Annotated in this window: 15 protein-coding genes; 7 read left to right on the top strand and 8 right to left on the bottom strand. The window is 40.1% G+C overall.

Features of this window, described 5'->3' with window-relative positions:
- Nucleotides 1–123 precede the first annotated feature (123 nt).
- Nucleotides 124–1,296, top strand: coding sequence for a pentaheme c-type cytochrome TorC (gene torC / locus PAND9192_RS12495; RefSeq protein ID WP_087854076.1), 1,173 nt, complete (start codon nucleotides 124–126; stop codon nucleotides 1,294–1,296).
- A gap of 139 nt (nucleotides 1,297–1,435) precedes the next feature.
- On the opposite strand, the gene yccS is transcribed toward torC, so the two are convergent.
- The gene (yccS, locus tag PAND9192_RS12500) at nucleotides 1,436–3,607 is read right to left on the bottom strand and encodes a YccS family putative transporter (RefSeq protein WP_087854077.1); all 2,172 of its coding nucleotides are present in this window, start codon (nucleotides 3,605–3,607) and stop codon (nucleotides 1,436–1,438) included.
- A gap of 312 nt (nucleotides 3,608–3,919) precedes the next feature.
- On the opposite strand from yccS, the gene helD reads away from it, so the two are divergent.
- The gene (helD, locus tag PAND9192_RS12505) at nucleotides 3,920–6,001 is read left to right on the top strand and encodes a DNA helicase IV (RefSeq protein ID WP_087854078.1); all 2,082 of its coding nucleotides are present in this window, start codon (nucleotides 3,920–3,922) and stop codon (nucleotides 5,999–6,001) included.
- A 90-nt stretch (nucleotides 6,002–6,091) separates the two neighbouring features.
- On the opposite strand, the gene PAND9192_RS12510 is transcribed toward helD, so the two are convergent.
- The 3 genes from PAND9192_RS12510 to torT all read right to left on the bottom strand — a co-directional run bounded on the left by PAND9192_RS12510 (nucleotide 6,092) and on the right by torT (nucleotide 8,900).
- The gene (locus PAND9192_RS12510) at nucleotides 6,092–7,072 is read right to left on the bottom strand and encodes an alcohol dehydrogenase catalytic domain-containing protein (RefSeq protein ID WP_087854079.1); all 981 of its coding nucleotides are present in this window, start codon (nucleotides 7,070–7,072) and stop codon (nucleotides 6,092–6,094) included.
- Between the two features lie 141 nt (nucleotides 7,073–7,213).
- Nucleotides 7,214–7,672, bottom strand: coding sequence for a methylglyoxal synthase (locus PAND9192_RS12515; protein ID WP_087854080.1), 459 nt, complete (start codon nucleotides 7,670–7,672; stop codon nucleotides 7,214–7,216).
- Nucleotides 7,673–7,829: 157 nt separating this feature from the next.
- Nucleotides 7,830–8,900 (bottom strand): TMAO reductase system periplasmic protein TorT, encoded by a 1,071-nt coding sequence (gene torT / locus PAND9192_RS12520; RefSeq protein WP_087854132.1) that lies wholly within the window; start codon nucleotides 8,898–8,900, stop codon nucleotides 7,830–7,832.
- 148 nt (nucleotides 8,901–9,048) lie between these two features.
- On the opposite strand from torT, the gene torS reads away from it, so the two are divergent.
- Entirely contained in the window at nucleotides 9,049–11,964 is a 2,916-nt protein-coding gene (gene torS / locus PAND9192_RS12525) for a TMAO reductase system sensor histidine kinase/response regulator TorS (RefSeq protein ID WP_087854081.1), read from the top strand.
- Nucleotides 11,965–12,017: 53 nt separating this feature from the next.
- Here torS and PAND9192_RS12530 read toward each other — a convergent pair whose 3' ends face one another.
- Both PAND9192_RS12530 and fusA read right to left on the bottom strand, forming a co-directional pair.
- On the bottom strand, nucleotides 12,018–12,479 hold the full coding sequence (locus PAND9192_RS12530) for a GNAT family N-acetyltransferase (protein WP_087854082.1): 462 nt from the start codon (nucleotides 12,477–12,479) through the stop codon (nucleotides 12,018–12,020).
- Between the two features lie 242 nt (nucleotides 12,480–12,721).
- Nucleotides 12,722–14,809, bottom strand: a complete 2,088-nt coding sequence (gene fusA / locus PAND9192_RS12535) for an elongation factor G (RefSeq protein WP_087854083.1) — start codon at nucleotides 14,807–14,809, stop codon at nucleotides 12,722–12,724.
- Nucleotides 14,810–15,217: 408 nt separating this feature from the next.
- On the opposite strand from fusA, the gene PAND9192_RS12540 reads away from it, so the two are divergent.
- From PAND9192_RS12540 to PAND9192_RS12550, 3 genes are all read left to right on the top strand, one after another.
- On the top strand, nucleotides 15,218–15,670 hold the full coding sequence (locus PAND9192_RS12540) for an RNA-binding S4 domain-containing protein (RefSeq protein WP_087854084.1): 453 nt from the start codon (nucleotides 15,218–15,220) through the stop codon (nucleotides 15,668–15,670).
- 74 nt (nucleotides 15,671–15,744) lie between these two features.
- Nucleotides 15,745–16,671 carry a M15 family metallopeptidase gene (locus PAND9192_RS12545; protein WP_370738390.1) on the top strand — a complete coding sequence of 309 codons (927 nt, stop codon included), beginning with the start codon at nucleotides 15,745–15,747 and terminating at the stop codon, nucleotides 16,669–16,671.
- A gap of 145 nt (nucleotides 16,672–16,816) precedes the next feature.
- Nucleotides 16,817–17,725: an aldo/keto reductase gene (locus PAND9192_RS12550; RefSeq protein WP_087854086.1), complete on the top strand. Its 909-nt coding sequence runs from the start codon at nucleotides 16,817–16,819 to the stop codon at nucleotides 17,723–17,725.
- Between the two features lie 98 nt (nucleotides 17,726–17,823).
- Here the strand turns inward: PAND9192_RS12550 and PAND9192_RS12555 are convergent, their stop codons facing one another.
- On the bottom strand, nucleotides 17,824–19,149 hold the full coding sequence (locus tag PAND9192_RS12555; RefSeq protein WP_087854087.1) for a rhodanese-like domain-containing protein: 1,326 nt from the start codon (nucleotides 19,147–19,149) through the stop codon (nucleotides 17,824–17,826).
- Between the two features lie 233 nt (nucleotides 19,150–19,382).
- Here PAND9192_RS12555 and PAND9192_RS12560 point away from each other — a divergent pair, with 233 nt between their 5' ends.
- Nucleotides 19,383–20,402: an META domain-containing protein gene (locus PAND9192_RS12560; protein ID WP_087854088.1), complete on the top strand. Its 1,020-nt coding sequence runs from the start codon at nucleotides 19,383–19,385 to the stop codon at nucleotides 20,400–20,402.
- Nucleotides 20,403–20,436: 34 nt separating this feature from the next.
- Here PAND9192_RS12560 and mobB read toward each other — a convergent pair whose 3' ends face one another.
- Entirely contained in the window at nucleotides 20,437–20,961 is a 525-nt protein-coding gene (gene mobB / locus PAND9192_RS12565) for a molybdopterin-guanine dinucleotide biosynthesis protein B (protein ID WP_087854089.1), read from the bottom strand.
- Between the last annotated feature and the right edge of the window lie 171 nt (nucleotides 20,962–21,132).

Genomic DNA, 21,132 nt, shown 5'->3' on the forward strand with positions numbered 1-21,132 from the left:
AATTGTGATATTAATGTTTTTATATATTAATAGCGTCCATTGCCCTGTTAACATTCAAATGTTAGTTTGTGCGCAACATTTTTTTTAACGTTGTTTTGACGTTTAATTCATTTTGGACCATCCATGAAGAAGCTATGGCGTTTTTTAGTAAAGCCAAGTAGTCGCTATTCTGTATTAGCGATTGCTGTTGTCTGTGTGATTATCACATTGGCTGGTGTGTTTACCTTTCACGAATCGATAAAGTTTAGTTCGACTACTGAGTTTTGTACTTCATGTCACTCAATGAAAGAAAACTACAACGAATATAAAACCAGTATTCACTATAAGAATGCTTATGGCGTTCGCGCTGAATGTCGTGATTGTCATATTCCAGAAAATAACCCGATTGCTTTCATGAAAGCAAAAATGGGCGGTGTGGGCGATATTTACAGCGAATTCATCAGTAAAGATATTGATACACCAGCGAAGTTTGAAGCGAACCGCTTACGTATGGCACAAAATGTGTGGCGTATGATGGCTGAAACAAATTCAGCAACCTGTAAGAGTTGTCACTCATATACTGCAATGGATCACGCGAAACAATCTCCAGCAGCAGCAGCAGCGATGACTGGCGCAGCAGCAAAAGATATGAACTGTATTGAGTGTCATAAAGGTATTGCACACCAGTTGCCACATATTAATAATGATTTCCAAGCAACATTTAAGCAGTTAACAATTAACTCTGGTGAAGCGCCTGCAACTAAAACGCTTTACACATTAGCATCGAAGAAGTTGTATACCACTGATTCTGCATCAGGCGATGAACAAGGTCAGTTATACCCTGCATCAGAAGTGCAAGTGTTAGGTACAAGTGGCGACATGCTTAAAGTACAAATTACTGGTTGGCAGCAACAGGGCTCAACAACAGGTATGTTAGTGCAAGACATGGCAAAGCAGATTCAGACCGTATCACTGAATGCCGATTTACAAAAATCAGCAACTATTCTAAATACAGTGAAAGCTGAAGATGGTCAGACATGGCAGCAACTACAAGTATCTGCATGGATCACACAACGTAATATGCTAGCAAGCATTAAACCAATCTGGGCTTACGGAAAAGAAATCCTAGATGCGAGTTGTGGTCAGTGTCACGCAGTTCCTGATCCTAAACACTTAACTGCAAATGGTTGGGTTCAAGGTCTGAAAGCGATGCAACAGTACTACATGCTGAATAAAGACGAAGAGCGTACCTTGCTGAAGTATCTACAAGATAACGCAAAAGATGCACCTGCGGCGGCTACTCCAGCAGCACAGTAAGCATTGATAGAATAACCTCAAATCATTGAGTAATTAAAAGCCTGCGTTTAACGCAGGCTTTTTTATGAGTGTAAAACAATGGCGTAATATGGAAGTCCATATTACGCCATCAATAATGAAGAGTATTTGAAGAGGGATGTTAGGCTGTAGTGATTGCTGTGTGCGTTTTTGGTGCGAGGTTATCCCCTAAAGCATGCAGTTCAGGCAACATGCAATGTATAAGGTGCAGTTGTTGTAATACCATTCTAATCGAGGTGCAATCTTCTTCTCGCCATTGACCTAAGCGCTGTTCTAAGTGCTGGTTTAATGAAGGAGAAGTCTCAATTAATGCGCCATTAAGCTGTGCTGATATACATTCCAAATGATTGTGAATGATTCGATGTGCTTCTGCTACCAATTGATGGGTTTGGTTATCTTGCAGTTGAGTACGATGCGCACCAAGTGCTGAAATATAGCTTAGCATCGCATGGTTTAATGTTAGAAAACGGAAGCTTTCATCAGTATTAATTTGGTATTTATCAGGCTCTGCGAGCATATTATTTATTGCCGTGCTTAATTGTGCGTCTTTGTTATGTGCTTCTCGACGCGCAATACGGTAACTCATGTTATCGCGTTTACCGATACGATATTGAGCAATGATCTGTGCGAGATAATCTTTATTGGCATTGGTCGCCTCTGCCATCACTTTATGCAATCGCTTTGATTCCCAGTCTGGTAAAATAAAGCTCACCGCCAATACCGCCAATAGACAGCCTAATAGAGTGTCGCCTAAGCGGGGTAAAATAACGGCAAAGCCTTCTCCTAATTGGTTAAAGCAAAATAACACTAATAACGTGATGAAAGCTGTTGCCCAATCATATTTGACTGTTCGAAAAGCAAAAAATAGCACTCCCATTAATACCATCAGTACTAATTGACCTTCTTGGCCTGGGAATAAGTACAACAAAGGAATACCAGCGAGAAGTCCCCCTAATGTACCAATTACGCGTTGGACCAGCTTTTGACGGGTTGCGCTGTAGTTCGGTTGACAGACAAAAAGAGTGGTTAATAAGATCCAATAGCCACGTTGAAGATCGAAGATCTGAATACAGCCATAGCCGGCAATAAGCGCGATCCCTAAACGGATAGCATGGCGAAATAACATCGAATCAGTATTAAGTTGGGAAGCAATACGTTTCCACATTTCTTTCATACCGTGCGCTTCGGTGTCTACCAACTCAATATCGGTATGTTGTTCAACATGCTCAGCATCAGGGTTATTAATGTTTTGTAATTGACGCTCCACTGTTGCGAGATTGTTAAATAGATAATCAAGCTGATTCAGCAATGGCCGCCATTGCGGGTTGTGTTGTTGTTTGAGGTAATTCAGCGATTGCTGTAGCTCATCTAAGGCATTAATTGAATCAGTACCATGATGATAAGCTTTACCTTGTTTCAGGGCCTCAGCAATGCCGTGACAGGCTATTGCTTGTACATGCAATAAACGTTGAAAGCGAAACAATACATCACTGCGTTGAAAAGCAGACGCGAGTTCACGGTAACGATAATGTGATGAACTTGCGCGTTCATGAATATCTTGTGCCATAAAATAAATTTTGAGGAATTTATCACTTTGACCACGACCAGCACGATGTAATAACGTCATTTTGACCGCATTTAAGGCGTTAACTACTCTAGCATTTTGTTTAGCTGCTTGAATACGAAATGGATGCGAATTGAGATCTGCGACAGGTTCAAACAGTTTACTTTTATTATCAAGATAGTAGCCAAACTCTGTAAAGACATTTGCTAGCCCTTGTTGCACTGGTTGATTAGGCCATAAGATATGCCACAACAGTGATAAGATTCCGTACCAAGATGCGCCGGCTAACAATAATATTGGTTGATACCAGAGCTCAGTACTGCTGTTAGCGCCGAGCATAGTGTAAACAGCGAGTAATAATGAGGCAAAAGCGATATTGGCATAGCGCGGCCCCATCGCACCAAGCATAATAAAACCAAACGTTGAGCAAAATAGACCGATTGCAAACAAAATGGGGTAGTCAAACAAGACTTCAATAGAAAGAGATGCAATCAAAAAACAAACTAAAGTAATGGCTAGGCCTTTAATGCGGCCGGTTAAGTTATCATCAGATTCTGCCAGCGCTGCAGCGATAATACCGAGTACCAGAGGGGTAACAGCATGGTTCGCCTTGAGGTACCAACACGGTAATACAACACCAACAAGAGCAATAAATACGCGAATAGAGTAATTAATACGATCATTGACCCAGTAGCGACGAAAATTTACATGTAAGTCTTTAGTTTGCATGGATATTAACAATCTTCTGATAATAATGAATGGAGAAAACGATAGAATTCTCTAACGTTATAAAAACGTCACTAAAGATAACAGAAATATAGTTATTGCTGATCAAAAAAATTAACCTTACTTCGCGGAATAATATTTAACCAAATAGACGTTTCAAGGCTATGGCTACACGAGAGTTATTGATATTCTAAGTGACATTCTCCCGATAAACGGGTGACAAGTAATGATTCAATCGAGGTTGATTAACTCGGTTACCGGCCAGTAATGAGTATTACAGCCTAATTAAAGCATGGAACAATTGGTGGAATCACAATGCAATTAAGTGCCAGTCGACTAGCACAATGGTTAGTTCAAGGTGATTATTACAGTATCGCTTTAGACGGTAATAGCTTGGTATTAGATAGTCAGACTTCGTCTGATGTGATCTCTTTTGATGACTGGGATGGGTCGGTTGAAATCCATCGTGGTGTATTATGGGGTGCGCTTGAGCTGACGTCTTCAAACCAACAATACTGTTGGACAGTTCATGGTTTGCCTTGGCACGAATGTAAACCTTTCGCTGCATTTTTAGTTCGTAGTTATCAAGATTGGGCACAAAGCCGCGTTGATAAATTAGATGCGATGTTGCCTGAAATGCTGCAACGAATTGCAATTTTTTCAAATAAATCAGGCTATTTGCGTCATTCTGAACATCATGAATTACATCAGTTCCTTAATGATAGCTTACATGATTCAGACCTAAGTCCTGAGCTTGCTGCAACATTTAGACCCCGTAGTTTTGAAAAAATCTCTCCTTGGTTAGGTGAACATCAGGCGTGGGTTGAAGAGCATAATCAACAATGGTTAGTACAACAATCACAGAAATGGGGTTCATGGTTTGATAGCTTTGAGAAATCGCCATTAAATGAATCACAACGTACAGCAGCTCTCATTAATCAAGATTATAACTTGGTATTAGCAGGTGCGGGTACGGGCAAAACCAGTGTGTTAGTTGCTCGTGCTGGTTATCTTATTGCCAGTCAGGCAGCAGTGCCAGAAGACATTTTGATGTTATCATTTGGGCGTAAAGCTGCCGAAGAGATGACTGATAGACTAAAGCAAAAGGTCAGTGATCGGGTCAAAGTCGCCACTTTCCATAGTCTTGGCTCACAGATTATTCGTGATGTTGAACACGATAAACCCAACGTAGCCTCAATTACATTAGATGTGCGTGCCCGTAGTGCATGGTTGGCGCGGATGTTAATTGAACAATGGAATAACTCAACAGCAGCGAGTAAATGGCAACGTCACCTTACTCAATGGCGAGTACCTGGATTTAGTAAAGAAAACTCAATGGAACAACAAGCTGAAAATGAACAATTACAAGCTTGGGTGTGGCGTCATATTGAGTTGCTTGGTCAGTCAGGTATGAAAAAAGAAGCGTTGCTTGAGGCGATTGTAAATAATAATAATCCAGCAATGCGACCACGAATGAAAAGTGAGTTAGCGTTATTATGGCCATGCTATCAAGCCTATTTACAACACTTAAAAGTGAAAAAGCAAATAGACTTTAATAGTATGATTGAAGTTGCTACTGAGTATGTTAAAGCGGGTAAGTTTGTCTCGCCGTGGCGCTATATTATGGTTGATGAATACCAAGATATTTCACCACAACGATTAGCGTTAATTGAAGCGTTATGCCATCAGAAAGTGGCGGGTCATTCGACACCAACGTTATTTGCCGTTGGCGATGATTGGCAAGCTATTTATCACTTTGCAGGGGCTGACGTTAATTTAACCACTGACTTTAAAGACCGTTTTAGCAATAGTAATATTAGTGAACTTTCAACAACATATCGCTTTAATAGCATGATTGGTGAAGTGGCTAATGTGTTTATTCAACAAAATCCAAGTCAAATTAAGAAGCAATTAACCAGTTTTATTAAGCAGAGTAAGAAAGCGGTCACTTTATTAGCGACTGATTTATTACCGCAAGAGTTAATTCGTCTTAGTAAACATTATGAGAACAAGAGTACGACTGTATTGATTCTTGGTCGAAATAATAAGCAGAAACCTGAGAAATTTGAAAAATGGAAAACACAGTGGCCGCAGCTTAACTTGGAATACATGACATGTCACTCCAGTAAAGGGCGTGAAGCTGATTATGTGTTTATTGTTGATGTTAATAAGGGGATTTTCCCATCACCGGATCGTGAAACAGGTTTAGCGGCAATTATGCAATCGCGTACTGAAACCTATAATGATGCGGAAGAAAGACGCTTATTCTATGTGGCATTAACACGGGCGAAAAAGCATGTTTGGGTGTGTGCTAATCCAGATAAAACTTCACCGTTTATTAATGAATTAATTGAAGATAAGTACCCAGTTAATAATAAAATCAAACGTACTAAATAAACACGGTTGATAACATAAAGCTCCGCTATTAAATGTCATTTATGATAGTGATAACTAATAGTGGGGCTTTTTTTTATCAAAAAGTTAATGCTATGTGCTTATATGCACAACTATTTTTCCTGAATGGGTTTGGTTTTTTAATTCAGTCAGTGCTTGTGCGAGTTTGTCAAAGGGGACTATTTTTTCAACCATACTTGATATGTGCCCATCGGCGATTAAATTACTTATATTATTACCAATATCAGCAAGATGGCTGATGTGTTCAGGTGCGCCATGAGCATAGGTACCCTGTAATGCAACTTCATGAATGCTTAACGCTTTAGTTGTCGCAAGTAACGGCACTTGATCAAATTGATTGGCGACCATGACGATATGGCCATTATAACGAATTAGCGCGCTCATTATGCTACCAGATTGTGCAGATATACAATCAATCACGCCGTGTAATAATCTATCTTCAGTCAGATTGATGAGTTCAAGCGCAACATTTTGTTGGGGGCTGATAACAGCATCAATACCGTAGCTAAGTAATCGAGGATGATGCTGTCGTTCTGCAATGGCATAGACATGCGCCCCTGCAAGTTTTGCAAGTTGTGCAGCAAAGCCACCGACACCGCCTCCCGCTCCAGTAATAGCAATATGTTGCCCTGCAGCAACGCATAATTTATCGTGTACAGCTATCCATGCGCTATAACCTGCACAGGGTAAGGCTGCAGCATCAGTAAATGATAGTGTTAATGGAATACGGCTGACAGCTATGGCTTTAACACACACATATTCAGCAAAGCCACCGGCAGAGCGAGGATCGGCAAAGAACATCACTCTATCGTTAATTTTAAATTGGTGGACATTGGCGCCGACGCTATCAATATTACCCGCGACATCAAGACCTATGATTTGGGGGTAATTCCATGTTGCATAGCCCCACTCGGTGAGTTTGTAATCAATCGGGTTGAGTCCTACCGCTGCAACTTTTACACAAATCTCATCGGCGGCAGGAATAGGCTTCGTCGCTGTTGTCAGTGATAAGGCTTGCAGCCCATCTGGTTGTTGTAACATCCAAGCTTTCATTGGCGACTCCTTATTAGACTACTTATAACCATATAATGAATTATTAATTTTGGCTTAAATATATTGTCTAAATCATGATAATAAAAAGCCTTCGGCATTAGCGAAGGCTTAGTGATTACACTGATTATAGAGCCGAGATAGTTAATCTAAGCGTTGCTTTAGGTAAGCGTCGTAATCTGGAATTTCGATATCAATTTCTTTATCAAGCAAAGGAGAAGTGACGATAAAATTCGCACTGGCACGGTTGGTTGCAACAGGAATATTCCACACAGCAGAGATGCGTAGTAATGCTTTTACGTCAGGATCGTGTGGTACAGCATTGAGTGGATCCCAGAAGAAAATCATCATATCAATTTTGCTTTCTGAAATTAATGCCCCCAATTGTTGATCGCCTCCCATTGGACCACTAATTAAACAAGTAATTGGTAACCCTGTTTCTTTTTCAAGTAAATGTCCTGTTGTCCCCGTTGCATAAAGGGCATGATTCGCTAACTTATGTTGGTGTTCTTTCACCCAGCGCAGTAATGCCGTTTTGCAATTATCATGAGCAACGAGAGCGATATTTTTTTTAGCTGCCATTGTACGAGTGGTGGTAATCATGATCGTCCTTTTAATCTCAAGTAAATCTTGATGAAGCTAGGTGATAAGACTTATAAGTATCAAAGACTAGACAGGGTGTAAATCAGATTAGGCTAAAAGTTTGTTGTGGCCCATAAATTATTGATATTGATCTTTATAGGCCCTGGTTTATATAAGGTTATCGACTGATATGATGGTCATTAACGTAGAATGATGGTCGAAATTCAGCGGGTGATAACGAGTTACGAATAACCTCGGCAGGTAAATGCTGAGGGGTTAAATCGACAATCAAAGGCGATATATCGAGCACCATTGGTTTTTTCTCGAGGTAACGCACGGTTTGATCGATTGATAATCGCGCTTGCTCTGCCATTTTATCAGTGGGGGCAAATAAAATTTTATGGCGACGTAAACCACGGTAAACACCATGACTTAGATATGTTGATACAATTTTAATATTGGTAATATGGTTAGTACGTAACTCACTGATAGCGACTTCAGCAGCAACAGCGCCGCCAACGATATAATCAATGTTTTTATAATCAGTAAATAATTGCTGTAATAAATTACGTTGCAGTTCTTTGCTGTTGTCGTCCCATAACGTGGTGACAATCTCAATATCGCTATTCGCTATCGCGGCTTTAAAACCTTTAGTAACAGGTTTAGTGCCGCCACGTAATTGTGGACCAGGAAGCCATGCGATACGGACTTTACCTGAACCTTTAGGGTGTAATTTAGCAAGGTAAGTGCCAGCGGCTTTGCCCATGTCATACCAATTAACTCCAACTTTTGCTTTTACATGCTGACGAATATCAGGATCAGTAAAATCAATATTATTGGTCATTAAAAATACCGGAGTATTACCAATTAAAGAGGATAGTTTACCGTTATAGGCGTGCGCATCAACGGTGCCTAAAATAATGGCATCTGCTCCCCAACGGTGGCAAGCTTTTAACTGACTCTGTTGTTTATCAAGGTTGCTATAGCCGCCAGCTTCAAGCACTTTTAGCGTAATACCAAGTTTTTTTGCTTGCTCAACCATTCCATAATTGATCGACAACCAATAAGAATCTTTTAAATGTGGATACACTGCGCAGACTTTCCACGGTTTTGTGACCGAGGTTAAAAAGGAGTATTGAATTTTTGTCGGTTTTTTGTCCGTTTGAAAAGGAGGTTGATATGAAATCACCTCGAGTGCAAACGCAGATTGAGTGGATAAAATCATTAAAATAAAAAATAAAATGCGCATTGTTACCAACATTATTTAGGTCTAAAGCCATATCGCTGGCAAAATAGTACCGCTTTATTGTGTTTGGTGAAATAGCCAGTATTACACAAGCCATATTTATCGTGGCGATTCACCATTCTAAACAAGATTTATGAGATAGAGACTATTTATGACGTTTACTCGAAAAGGTATCGGAACCAAATTGTTGTTGGCCTTTTCTGCCATGGCTGGTTTGATGATCATTGCCGTTATGATCGGTGTAGCAGGCTTTTCGTTAGTTGCTCAAACTGAGCGTACCGTGATTAATTCCGCAGTACCTGCTTTAGCTGAAGCGAGAAAATTATCAGATTTGAGTTCGCGGATTATTTTTAATGCTCAAGTGTTGGCGAAATCAAAATTTGAATCAGAACGGATGCAACAAGGGCGTGCGTTAACGATTCATATCGAAGCTCTAAATCGCAGTTTACACGCACTGGAGCAATATTCGTTTGATCAGCCATTAATGGTGAAATTAGAAGATGATGTAAAGCGCATTGTCGATAATTTAGCTTTACTTGGGTTGCTAGTGGGAAGACAGATAGATTTACAAAGTCAACTGGATCAGTTAACTGCGGCAATGACTAAGGCGACACATCAAATTGATAACTTATCTCAATCGCAAGTGGCGAATGCTAATACAATTGCAGTGGCAAACGTGTCACGGATTTATGACTTAGTCGCCGCTAATAATAAACCGGCTGTTTATAATGCTCTTGATAGCTTAGTTGAAGTTGATATGGACTTATCTGAGCGGCTATTTGAATTACGATTTTTATCATTACAAGTGATTAATATGTTGGATGAATCTGAACGTATTATTGATATTAAATCGCTAGTAGCATTAAAGACACGCTTTAATAATGCCGTTAATATTATTAGCCATCGGGTTAAATCCGTTGAGGATCCTAGTCGTTCAGAACAGTTAATGAAAGAAACCGCTAAGCTTGAGCGCGGTGATTTACTGTTTAGTGTTGGTGAGCAATTAATTTATGCGAAGCAGGATGTACAGCGATTAGATCAGCAAAACTTAGTGTTATTTCAACAGTTAAATAATACCGTTGATGAAATAATAGCTGCAGCTAATGTCAATACTCAACAGGCAGTTAAGCAAGTTGATCAGACTCTCACCGTTGCCCGTAATACGCTGATTGTTATTTCAGCCATTGGCTTATTAGCATTGGTGTTGATCATGTGGCGCATTGTGTACATGCAGGTGATTTGTCGTATTAACCGCTATAGCCGCGCTTTATTATCGCTAACTCGCGGTGATTTATGTATTCAACTTGATGTTGATGGTGATGATGAGTTAGCGCAAATGGGGCGGGCAATTTTAGTCGCGCGTGATACTGCTAATGAGCGTTATCGATTAGCACAAGCAGAAGCTAAAATTAGGCAGGAATTGCAACAGCATAAAGCAAGTTTAGAACGGTTGGTTGCAAAGCGTACCGGCGAGTTAGAACGTATCAACAGTCGTTTAAATGAAGAAGTTTATAATCATTATAAAGCCCGTGATGAGGCAGAAAAAGCCAATCGAGCTAAATCAGCATTCCTAGCAACCATGAGCCATGAAATAAGAACGCCAATGAATGGTGTGTTAGGGACTGCGTCTTTGCTCGCCGATACAGATTTAAGTAGTCAACAAAAACGCTATTTAGATGTGATTAACCGTAGTGGTGAAAACCTGCTTGATATTCTCAATGATATTTTAGATTACTCTAAAATTGAAGCTGGGCATTTAGATATTAGACCAAGCGATTTTGCTTTAAAACGTATGGTTGTTGATGTGTTTAATATGCTTCATGGACGTGCTGTAGCAAAGCGAATTGGGTTTGAATATCATATTGAGCCAGAAGCTGATGCTATTTGGTTTGGTGATGAAAGCCGTATTCGACAGGTACTGGTTAACTTAGTGGGTAATGCGATTAAATTTACAGATACTGGTAAAGTCACCATCAATGTGCAGTCACACCCTGATATGCCTGATGAAATACTGTTCTCAGTTCAAGACTCAGGGATCGGTATTGATACCAGTGAGCAAACGCTATTATTTAATGCCTTCCAACAAGCAGAAGCGGGGCGTAAATCGATTGAAGGTACAGGACTTGGCTTAGCCATCAGTAAACATATCGTGGCTGCAATGGATGGCGAGATTGGCGTTGATTCAGTCATTGGTGAGGGAAGTTGCTTCTGGTTTGCTTTACCTTTAGAACCTGGAGAGGCAGCATTAAGTACCGATGCTAATCAAGTTATTGTACCGGCAGCGCATATTCTTTTGGTTGAGGATAACCCAGTGAACTGCATGGTCGCAGAGGGATTTCTAAAGCGATTGGGTCATACTGTGGTTATTGCTGAAGATGGTGCACAAGCTGAGGCGTATTATCGTAAAGAGCAGTTTGATTTAGCATTACTTGATATTAATTTACCGGATACTGATGGTATTACGTTGTTACATCAATTACGCCGTATTGATAGTATTAACAATGCATCGTGGCAAGAGCCAACTCCGATGGTGGCATTCTCTGCCCATGTATTTAGAGAAGAAGTTGAAATTTATCTCAATGCTGGTTTTTCAGGATTTTTGCCAAAGCCATTGGTTGAGCAGCAACTTATCGAGACGATGAACAGTATTTTAAAAGGAGATAAGCGAGTGGTTATTGAAAAAGGTGCTGGTGAAGAAAAACCACAACTTACAGAAATTGATGAGACGTTACCTCTTGTAAAAGAATCTGTTTTGGGTAGTGATTTACAAGTACTTGGTGCAGCACAAGTGAAGCAGTTAATTAGCTTATTTGGTGATTCGGCAAGTAAAACGCTAGTGGCGTTACAACAAGCTATTGCAAATAATGATTTACCAGAAGTTGCCAAACAAGCCCACACACTTAAAGGTGCATCGGGTACGATGGGACTAATGCAATTACATCAGCTATGTTTAACGTTTGAAAAATCAGCGCAAGAAGGCTCTATAGAGGGCTTAGCGGTTGCACCATTACAGCAAGTGTTTGATGCTTCTGTAACAGCGTTAGCCACAACCTTTCTTAAAGATTAATACTGCTTGCACATCGTGAGATAATAAAAAAAGAACGCCGCGGCGTTCTTTTTTTATGCCAACAGATTAAGTGTCATAAACGTGCTATGAGGATCTGGTTGATAATCAGCAAAAGGCGGGCATTCAATAAATCCATGTTTAGTGTAAAGCGCACGTGATGGTGTAAAGAAGTCCATTGAACCTGTTTCTAAGCTTAGTTGTTGATAGCCATGCGTTTTTGCATAAGTAATAATATGTTGCAGTAATAGTGAAGCTACACCTTGGCCTCGAAATGCATCGGCTGTTCGCATTGATTTTATTTCAGCCGTGGTTGTGTTTAAGTGCTTTATTGCACCACATCCAGCTAATTGGTGTTGATCCCAGATAGACCAAAAAGTCACATTCTGGTGTTGAAGTTGGGTTAGATCTAATGCATGCACACTTTCTGCTGGTGCCGTGGCATTCATATCGGTTAAGTGTGCTTGTAATAACGCCTGAACTGCAGACCCTTGTAAGTCATCAATAATGATATTCATAGATATAGTCATTGGTAAAAGCATTACTTTACGATTAAGTGAATTTTTCACCTAGTAATTTTAGCAATAAAGCTGATTGTTATAATGAACGAAAGTGTAGCTTAACTTTGTAGTGAAGGGATGAGGCTGTACAAGGAAGGTTAAAGAGGAAGGATAAGTTATATAGATAAAAAGTACCGATAAAAAATAACCCCGAGAACAAAGTCCTCGGGGTTAAAGGCATCACTTAGAGTAATTAAAAATTACTTCTTAGCGTTACGCTCTTTCTGCTCAGCGATTACTTTTTCAGCAACGTTAGCAGGACAAGGTGCGTAGTGTGAGAACTCCATAGAGAACTGACCACGGCCTGATGTCATAGTACGTAGAGTACCGATGTAACCAAACATTTCTGAAAGTGGTACGTCAGCTTTAATACGAGAACCAGTTACACCAGCAGTTTGGTCTTTGATCATGCCACGACGACGGTTAAGGTCACCGATAACATCACCAACGTGATCTTCTGGAGTAAATACGTCAACGTTCATGATTGGCTCAAGAAGTTGCGCACCAGCTTTAGGCATAGATTGACGGAATGCGCCTTTCGCTGCGATTTCAAATGCTACTGCAGATGAATCGACTGCGTGGAATGCACCATCAAGAAGCTCGATTTCAACGTCAAGAACAGGGAAACCAGCTAGAACACCAGTGTCCATCATGCCCTTGAAGCCTTTCTCGATTGCAGGCCAGAATTCTTTAGGAACGTTACCACCGATTACAGATGATGTGAACTTAAAGCCTGAACCTACTTCACCTGGCTTCATTACGTAGTCGATCTTACCGAACTGACCAGAACCACCAGATTGCTTCTTATGCGTGTAGCTATCTTCAACTGGCTTCGTGATAGTTTCACGGTAAGCAACTTGAGGTTGACCAACGATTAGGTCTACGCCGTATGTACGCTTAAGGATATCAACCTTAATGTCTAGGTGAAGCTCACCCATACCTTTAAGGATTGTTTCGCCAGTTTCTTCGTCAGTCTCAACTTGGAAAGATGGATCTTCTGCAACCATTTTACCGATCGCGATACCCATTTTCTCAGAACCGCCTTTATCTTTAGGCGTTACAGCAATTGAGATTACTGGAGTAGGGAAGATCATTGGCTCAAGAGTACACTCATGCTTAATATCACAAAGAGTGTGACCAGTTTGAACGTTCTTCATACCAACGATAGCGATGATATCACCAGCTTGAGCGTAAGTAAGTTCGTTACGGTCGTTCGCTTGCATCTCAACCATACGGCCGATACGCTCTGTTTTACCAGTAGCAGAGTTAAGGATGGTGTCACCCTTGTTTAGCTTACCAGAGTAAATACGAACGAAAGTTAGGGCGCCGAAACGGTCGTCCATGATCTTAAACGCAAGTGCGCGGAATGGTTCGTCAACAGATACTGTTGCAACTTCACCAGTTGGCTCACCAGTTTCTGGATCAGTTAACGGCTGTGGGTCTACTTCTGTTGGAGAAGGTAGGTAATCAATTACCGCATCAAGAACAAGTTGCATACCCTTGTTTTTGAATGCTGAACCACAGAACGTTGGGAAGAAAGTACAAGTACGAGTACCAGCACGGATACAACGCTTGATATCTTCGATAGAAGGCTCTTCACCTTCCATGTAAGCTTCTAGAAGATCGTCGTCTTGCTCAAGAGCAGTTTCGATCATTTCTTCACGGTAAGCTTCAACGTCGTCAACCATGTCTTCAGGAACAGGTAGTACTTCGTAGTTTTCTGGAAGACCTGAGTCATCCCATACAAATGCTTGACGGTTTAGAACGTCAACAACACCAACGAAATCATCTTCACGACCGATTGGAAGTGTCATGATAAGTGGAGTAGCACCTAGTACCTTCTTAACTTGATCTGTAACGCGGAAGAAATCTGCGCCCATACGGTCTAGTTTGTTAACGAAGATGATACGAGCAACTTCTGATTCGTTCGCGTAACGCCAGTTAGTTTCTGATTGTGGTTCAACACCACCAGAACCACAGAATACACCGATACCGCCATCAAGTACTTTAAGAGAACGGTAAACTTCAACTGTGAAGTCAACGTGTCCTGGAGTATCGATAACGTTGAAACGGTGATCTTTCCAGAAACAGCTTACTGCTGCTGACTGGATAGTAATACCGCGCTCAGCTTCCTGTTCCATGAAGTCAGTTGTTGACTCACCGTCATGAACTTCACCAATCTTGTGGATTTGGCCAGTTAGCTTAAGGATACGCTCTGTAGTAGTAGTTTTGCCCGCATCAACGTGCGCGAAAATACCGATGTTTCTGTATTTAGATAAATCTGTCATTGTTTTTCTCTATAAACAATTACTGTCACATGTGAGGTCGCGGATTATAGCACTAGTTGTGCTAATCAGAACATAGCCATGTGTAATAAAATAGTTATTCGCTTGCTTTTTGCCCTAGGTAGCATACCTGTTGACGAAGATCCGAGCAAATAACGGTGATAAAAACCAAGATTAGCCAAGGTTGATTATTATTATAAGTCGATTTGGGGATATTTTAGTGATCTTTTATTGCTGTAGAGTTAAATAATGGTGATGTTTGAGTGTCAATAAAAATGGACAAAATTGATTTTTAACGACTTAGGTCTAAAAAAATAGTCACTAAGCTGGAATCTATCATTTGTTTCACTTTATGTTTGGTAGTGAGGTAGAATTTAAGTCAGTTCTTGTTTTATTATTTGAGTGTACAAAATGTCTGAAGAAATAGAAGTAGAAGCGCTGGAAGTTGAAGTCTCTGTACAACCAATTGAACTTTATAAAGTGCTTAAAATTGCCAATCTGGTCAGTGGTGGTGGGGAAGCTAAATATGCTATATCCGAAGGTTATGTTGCTGTAAATGGTGAAATTGAATTACGTAAGCGTTGTAAAATCTATGATGGTGACGTGATAGAGTTTAATGGTGAATATTTCGTAGTTATTTGTGATCAACCGGTGCAAGAAGCTCAAGTTAGAGAGCAGAAAACACCTCAAGTAGCTGTTATAGAAAAACAGGCTAAAAAAGATAAAAAAACACCAGCAGTAAAAGCTAAAAAAAATAAAGCCACTCCGTCAACCAGTAAGAATCGCTCAGTGACTAAAAAAGAAGCAGAAAAAGCCGATAAGAAAGCAGATACAGCAACGGGACGTAAGCCGATCAGCTTTTAATGTATTGATACTCTATTGATAGGCGTGCAAAGGCACGTCTTTTTTATCGCTATTTTATAGACAGGTCTTCAAAGATGATCATTTGTTATCGTCATATATCGATGTCGTTATTGGTGGCAGCCACAGTAAGTACCACGTTTTCAGTTAGTGCTGCTCAAATTAATGCTATATCAATAGCTGAATGCCAAGCGATGACCAAAGCTGGCGTCATGGCTGCGGCCGCACCTGTTCCTTGCCAACGACTTAAAAAAGTTACCTTCAATTACCGTGATTTTGCTGGCAAAGCGCATGCTAATGGTCAATTGGTGGTAATGGATGCTGTTGCGCCGTATGTGGGTAAAATATTTGATGCTTTATATCAGCACGGTTTTCCTATTCATAAAGCGGTACCGATTGAAGCCTATGGTGGAAATGATACTCGTTCGATGACCGCTAATAATACCTCGGCTTTTAATTATCGCCCAGTTGCTGGAACGGGTAGCTTATCCTTGCATGCTTATGGTGCTGCAATAGATATTAATCCACTGCAAAATCCATTTGTGACGTTTAGTGGTAATGGCAACGCTAAATTTAGCCCAACTCAAGGTACGCGTTATGCCAATCGCGCCAGTTACCGTTTTGGTAAGCCAAATAGTCGAGGTATGGCTGAAGTCGTCATTGATATTTTTGCCCGTAATGGCTTTCAATATTGGGGTGGATTTTGGGATTCTCCGATTGATTATCAACATTTTCAGTTAACCAAAGATATGGCGTTAACCATGAGTAAAATGACGCCAGCACAAGCGGCATTATTTTTTAAGCGTTATGTCGAATGGTATGACAGTTGTAGCAAAATGTACCCAACCGCTTATAGTCATCATAAATTCAATGATTACACTGAATATTTAAAAAGTAAATTATCAGTAAAATCCTTAAATCAAGCTTATAGTGCTGATCCAAAGCAGGTAATGAGTGCGATAAATCTTCAATCTGTTCGCTCTGCTATTTGTGTTAAGCGCTAAATTAGCAAGGCCTTTATTGATAAGTTGCTGCCTAAGTCATGATTTTTAGTTTGCAGACTTTGTTTTTAATAAATCTGTTTGCGGCTGTGGATAGAGGCTTCTAGGATGGTCGCTAATCAGTATTAATTAACAACGGATGGTTTCAATGGTTAATCAAGTTACAATGGTTGCGCAGCAATTACAATTTTCAGAGTTAGTGCAAGGCTATTGGCGTTTAGCTGAATGGGGCATGACAACACAACAACGACTGGCCTTTTTAGAGCAACACCTTGAATTGGGGATCACCACGGTTGATCATGCTGATATTTATGGTGGCTATCAATGTGAAGCGTTATTTGGTGAAGCATTAGCATTAAAGCCAAGCTTGCGTCAGCAGTTACAAATAGTGACCAAATGCGATATAAATTTGTGTAACGCTAAATACCCTCAACGTCGTATTAACCATTATGATACTAGTAAGTTGCATATTACTGAGTCAGTTAATAACTCATTGGCTAATTTACAGATTGAGAATATTGATTTGCTGTTAATTCATCGTCCCGATGTGCTTATGGATGCCGATGAAGTTGCAGCAGCGTTTGCTGAGTTAAAGCAACAAGGAAAAGTGAATCATTTTGGGGTGTCAAACTTTGCTCCTGCGCAATTTGATTTACTGCAATCACGACTTGATCAACCTTTAGTGACCAACCAAGTAGAAATTAATCCACTTAATTTTGAGGTGGCACATGATGGTACGCTTGATCAATTGCAAATGAAGCGTATTCGTCCAATGGCATGGTCGTGTTTAGCTGGCGGTGATATCTTTAATGGTAGTAGTGAACAACATATTCGAGTTCGTGCGACGTTAACTGAAATTGCGGCTGAAATTGGTGCTGATAGTATCGATCAAGTTATTTATGCTTGGATTCGTTGTTTGCCATCACATCCAATAGCTATTATGGGATCGGGGAATATTGAGCGAGTAAGATCTGCAGTTGCAGCCCTTAATTTTAGTTTGTCACGTGAGCAGTTTTATCGTGTTTGGGTGGCGTCAAAAGGTCACGGCGTGCCATAAATTATATCAGTATTGTTAACGAGTTTAAAAATGGCAGGCAATACAGCGTTGTTTAAGGCGTATTGCACTGCCGTTGTTGTATCTAGTGGACTAATTACTTAGTGCACGCTTGCAGGAGTAATAGGTCCTTCTGCGATTGGGTTATTTTTATTGGCGCTCCATTGATACCAACCGCCATCGTAAACACTGATGTTTTTCCAACCGAGAATATGAGCAAAGAAAAATGCTTCTGATGCTCGCCAACCTGTACCACAGAAAAACGCCACATCCTGATCAGGTTTAATGTTCCATTTTGCCCATTGAGCAGTAATTTCATGACCGCTTTTCATTGTTTGATCGGGATTAAGATAATCTTGCATATGGTAAGAATCTGAACCTGCATGCCCCCATTTAGCTCCTTCAATACGGCCTTTAGGCTTAATGTAATCATAACCACTGGTTTCGCCAATATATTCTGGCCATGTACGAACACTAACAACAGATTGTTGATTAACAGGTTTTTTCAACAATGCTTTCACTTGCGCAGTATCGATTAAATATTGTGGGTTTGCTGGAATTTTTTCACCAAATGCAACCGGGGTTTTATTGTAATTAGGTAAATGCTCTGTGGGATAATCAGCTTCAGACCATGCTGTCCAGCCACCATTTAATAATCGCACGTCTTTAACACCTGCATACATTAAGAAGTTAGCAAAGCGTGCAGCCGACATATTATTGCGAGCATAGAGAATAACCGTGGTGTCATAACGGATACCGAGATTTGCAATAACTTGTGCCAATGCTTGGTTGCTTACCTTATTCCACCATGGTTTGGATTCGATAGTGTTGGTATTTACGTATAAGGCTCCAGGAATATGGTCGAGTAAATATTTCGCGGGGGGGCCCCATTCAACTTCAACCACTTTATAGCCATGCTTTGGTGCATAACGTGGGTGTTTGCCAGTAATAAGATCATTTAACCATGATGCTGGCACCAGTTGTTGAAAGTGAGGTAACGCAATAAGTTTACCATGGTAGTCATTGAGTGGTTGATCAATCGTGGTTAATGAGTGGTAACCTTGATTCTGTAAAGCTGTGGTTAATTGCTGTGCTTTATCTGCAGAGCAATATAAATATGTTGGCAGGTCAGGCTTAAGGTGTTTATCACGCAATAGTGTTTGAAAGGCTGCAGTATCTAACGTTTTTAGCCAATTTGCATCGATGTTAACAGCGCCAGCAATATGACCCCCATGTTGTTGCTGGGCTTCTGGCCAACCATTATAGAAATTGCTGTTACGACAATCAATAAGTTGTAGTGGTGCTGTTTGTGCTTGCTGTTGAACAAGTTGTTCAAATGTTGCTGTTTTTAAGGTAGAAGATGGACTGGCAAATGAAGCACTTGATGTCAGTAATAATGTTGCTATTGCAGTTATTTTTATGAACATGATTAAACCTAACCATCTTGGTGATCGTCAAAAACAAGCGCGCATTTTAACGGTTTAAAAAGGTAATACAATTGGATTTTGGTTATTTATAAGATGTTCGATTTCTAATAACAGCATAATAAATACGGTGTTAGTATTTATTGAGGAACTATTATGAGTCTTTTGTGTCAGAGATATATTACAGCATCATCGAGCGATGAGATATCGTGTTAAAGCCTTAAAAAGGAATATCTATGAAACGTTTTATCCCTGTATTTATGAGCCTATTTGCTATTTATAGCTCAACAATAATGGCTGCAGAGATGACAACGTTAGATTCTCATGTAATCGAATCACAGCAAAAGCCATCTTCTTCATTAATGAGCCATGCCACCGTTCTTAAGTCGAGCAGCAACGGCCAATCATACGATTATTCATTACCTGTGTTACAACAGGCTTATTATCATGGTATCGATTCGATTGGTGGCACTGTTCATTTACAGCAAGGTTTATGGGCTGGTGAACCCTACCAACCTGGGGGGAATGTGATGCCACAAGTGATGTTATTAAATGATTTGATAGCAGTAGGTCCCTTAACTTCAAATAATGCTCCTATGGCTGTGGTGCTGCTAAATTATTCACCTGGGGGAAGTGGTCAATATTTATATATTGCCGTAATGGCTTATCAACATAATAAGCTCGTTAATATTGCTACTCACTACGTTGGTGATCGAGTTCGTATTAAAGGGTTAGTGATTAAAAACCATCAAATAATCGTTGATGTTATACAAGCAGGAAAGCACGATCCTGCTTGTTGTCCAGGTGATGTCGCGCGTCATATTTGGATATTAGAACAACATAAATTAGTCGAAATTCCCAGCCATCAACCGATCGTGAGGTTAACCCCAGCAATATTAGCCAACACAAAATGGCAGCTTGAGAGTTGGCGTTATGGTGATCCTGTAACAAATAGCAGTAAAATAACCTTACGTTATATTAACGGCCATTTTGTTGGTATGGTTGATTGTAATAACTATACCATTACGATTAAGCCGTTATTACCGCCAGGTTCAATTAAGGTCTTAGGTCAACATGCAGCAGTAACAACACGGACCTGCAATGATCCTTTAGCCCCACATCGGCAAAAACGGTATTTAGAACAATTAACTAATGTCACTCAATTTACTTATTTTGCGGGGAAATTGGCACTTACATATCAAGTAAATCACCATAGCGGAATGATGATTTTTTCAATGCTAAAAAAGCAGCCATAATTTTTTTAGCTGCGGTTTTTTATGATCCTAATAGTTATTGTGCTAACCATTCCAGAATAAACTGACAAATAGAATGTGGATTATTTAAATCTAATAGCGGTAATTCACAGTCATCTGGCGCCGATTGATCAGTTGCAAACGCTAAAATAGTGTTATCCGTTGGATAAAGTAATGGTTTACCGTAACTTGGACGATGAATTTCTATTTTTGGAAACGGTTGATCACGAAAACCTTCAATTAAGACCAGATCCAATAAGTCATGATTAAGCTGGCTTAAACAATGATTTAATTCAGGATCTTGGCGCTCTTCCTGTGGGTACTCAAAATACAGCATATGTCGTGATTTGGTGGCGAGTAAGGTTTGACTGCAACCAGCATGGCGTAAACGATAGCTATCTTTTCCAGGTTCATCGGGATCAATATCATGATGACTATGCTTGAGTAATCCTATCCGTAAATGGTGCTGTTTAAGTAAAGGGATAAGTTGTTCAAGCAGGGTTGTTTTTCCGGAGCCGCTAAATCCAGCGAAACCCAGTATCGGTGTAGGAGATGTAATCATTATGAGACCCGTTGATATTGATTCTTTTGCTATTATATACCTAACAAAAGTGAACACCTATTAACAGTACGTATTTATTGATATGTAAGATATTTATTCAAATAAACATGATTTATAACCGTTGAATAAAAAAATCAACCTCGTATTTTTTGGTGATAATGATCTAACGGT

Source organism: Photobacterium andalusiense (assembly GCF_900185625.1).
Classification (GTDB): domain Bacteria; phylum Pseudomonadota; class Gammaproteobacteria; order Enterobacterales; family Vibrionaceae; genus Photobacterium; species Photobacterium aquimaris.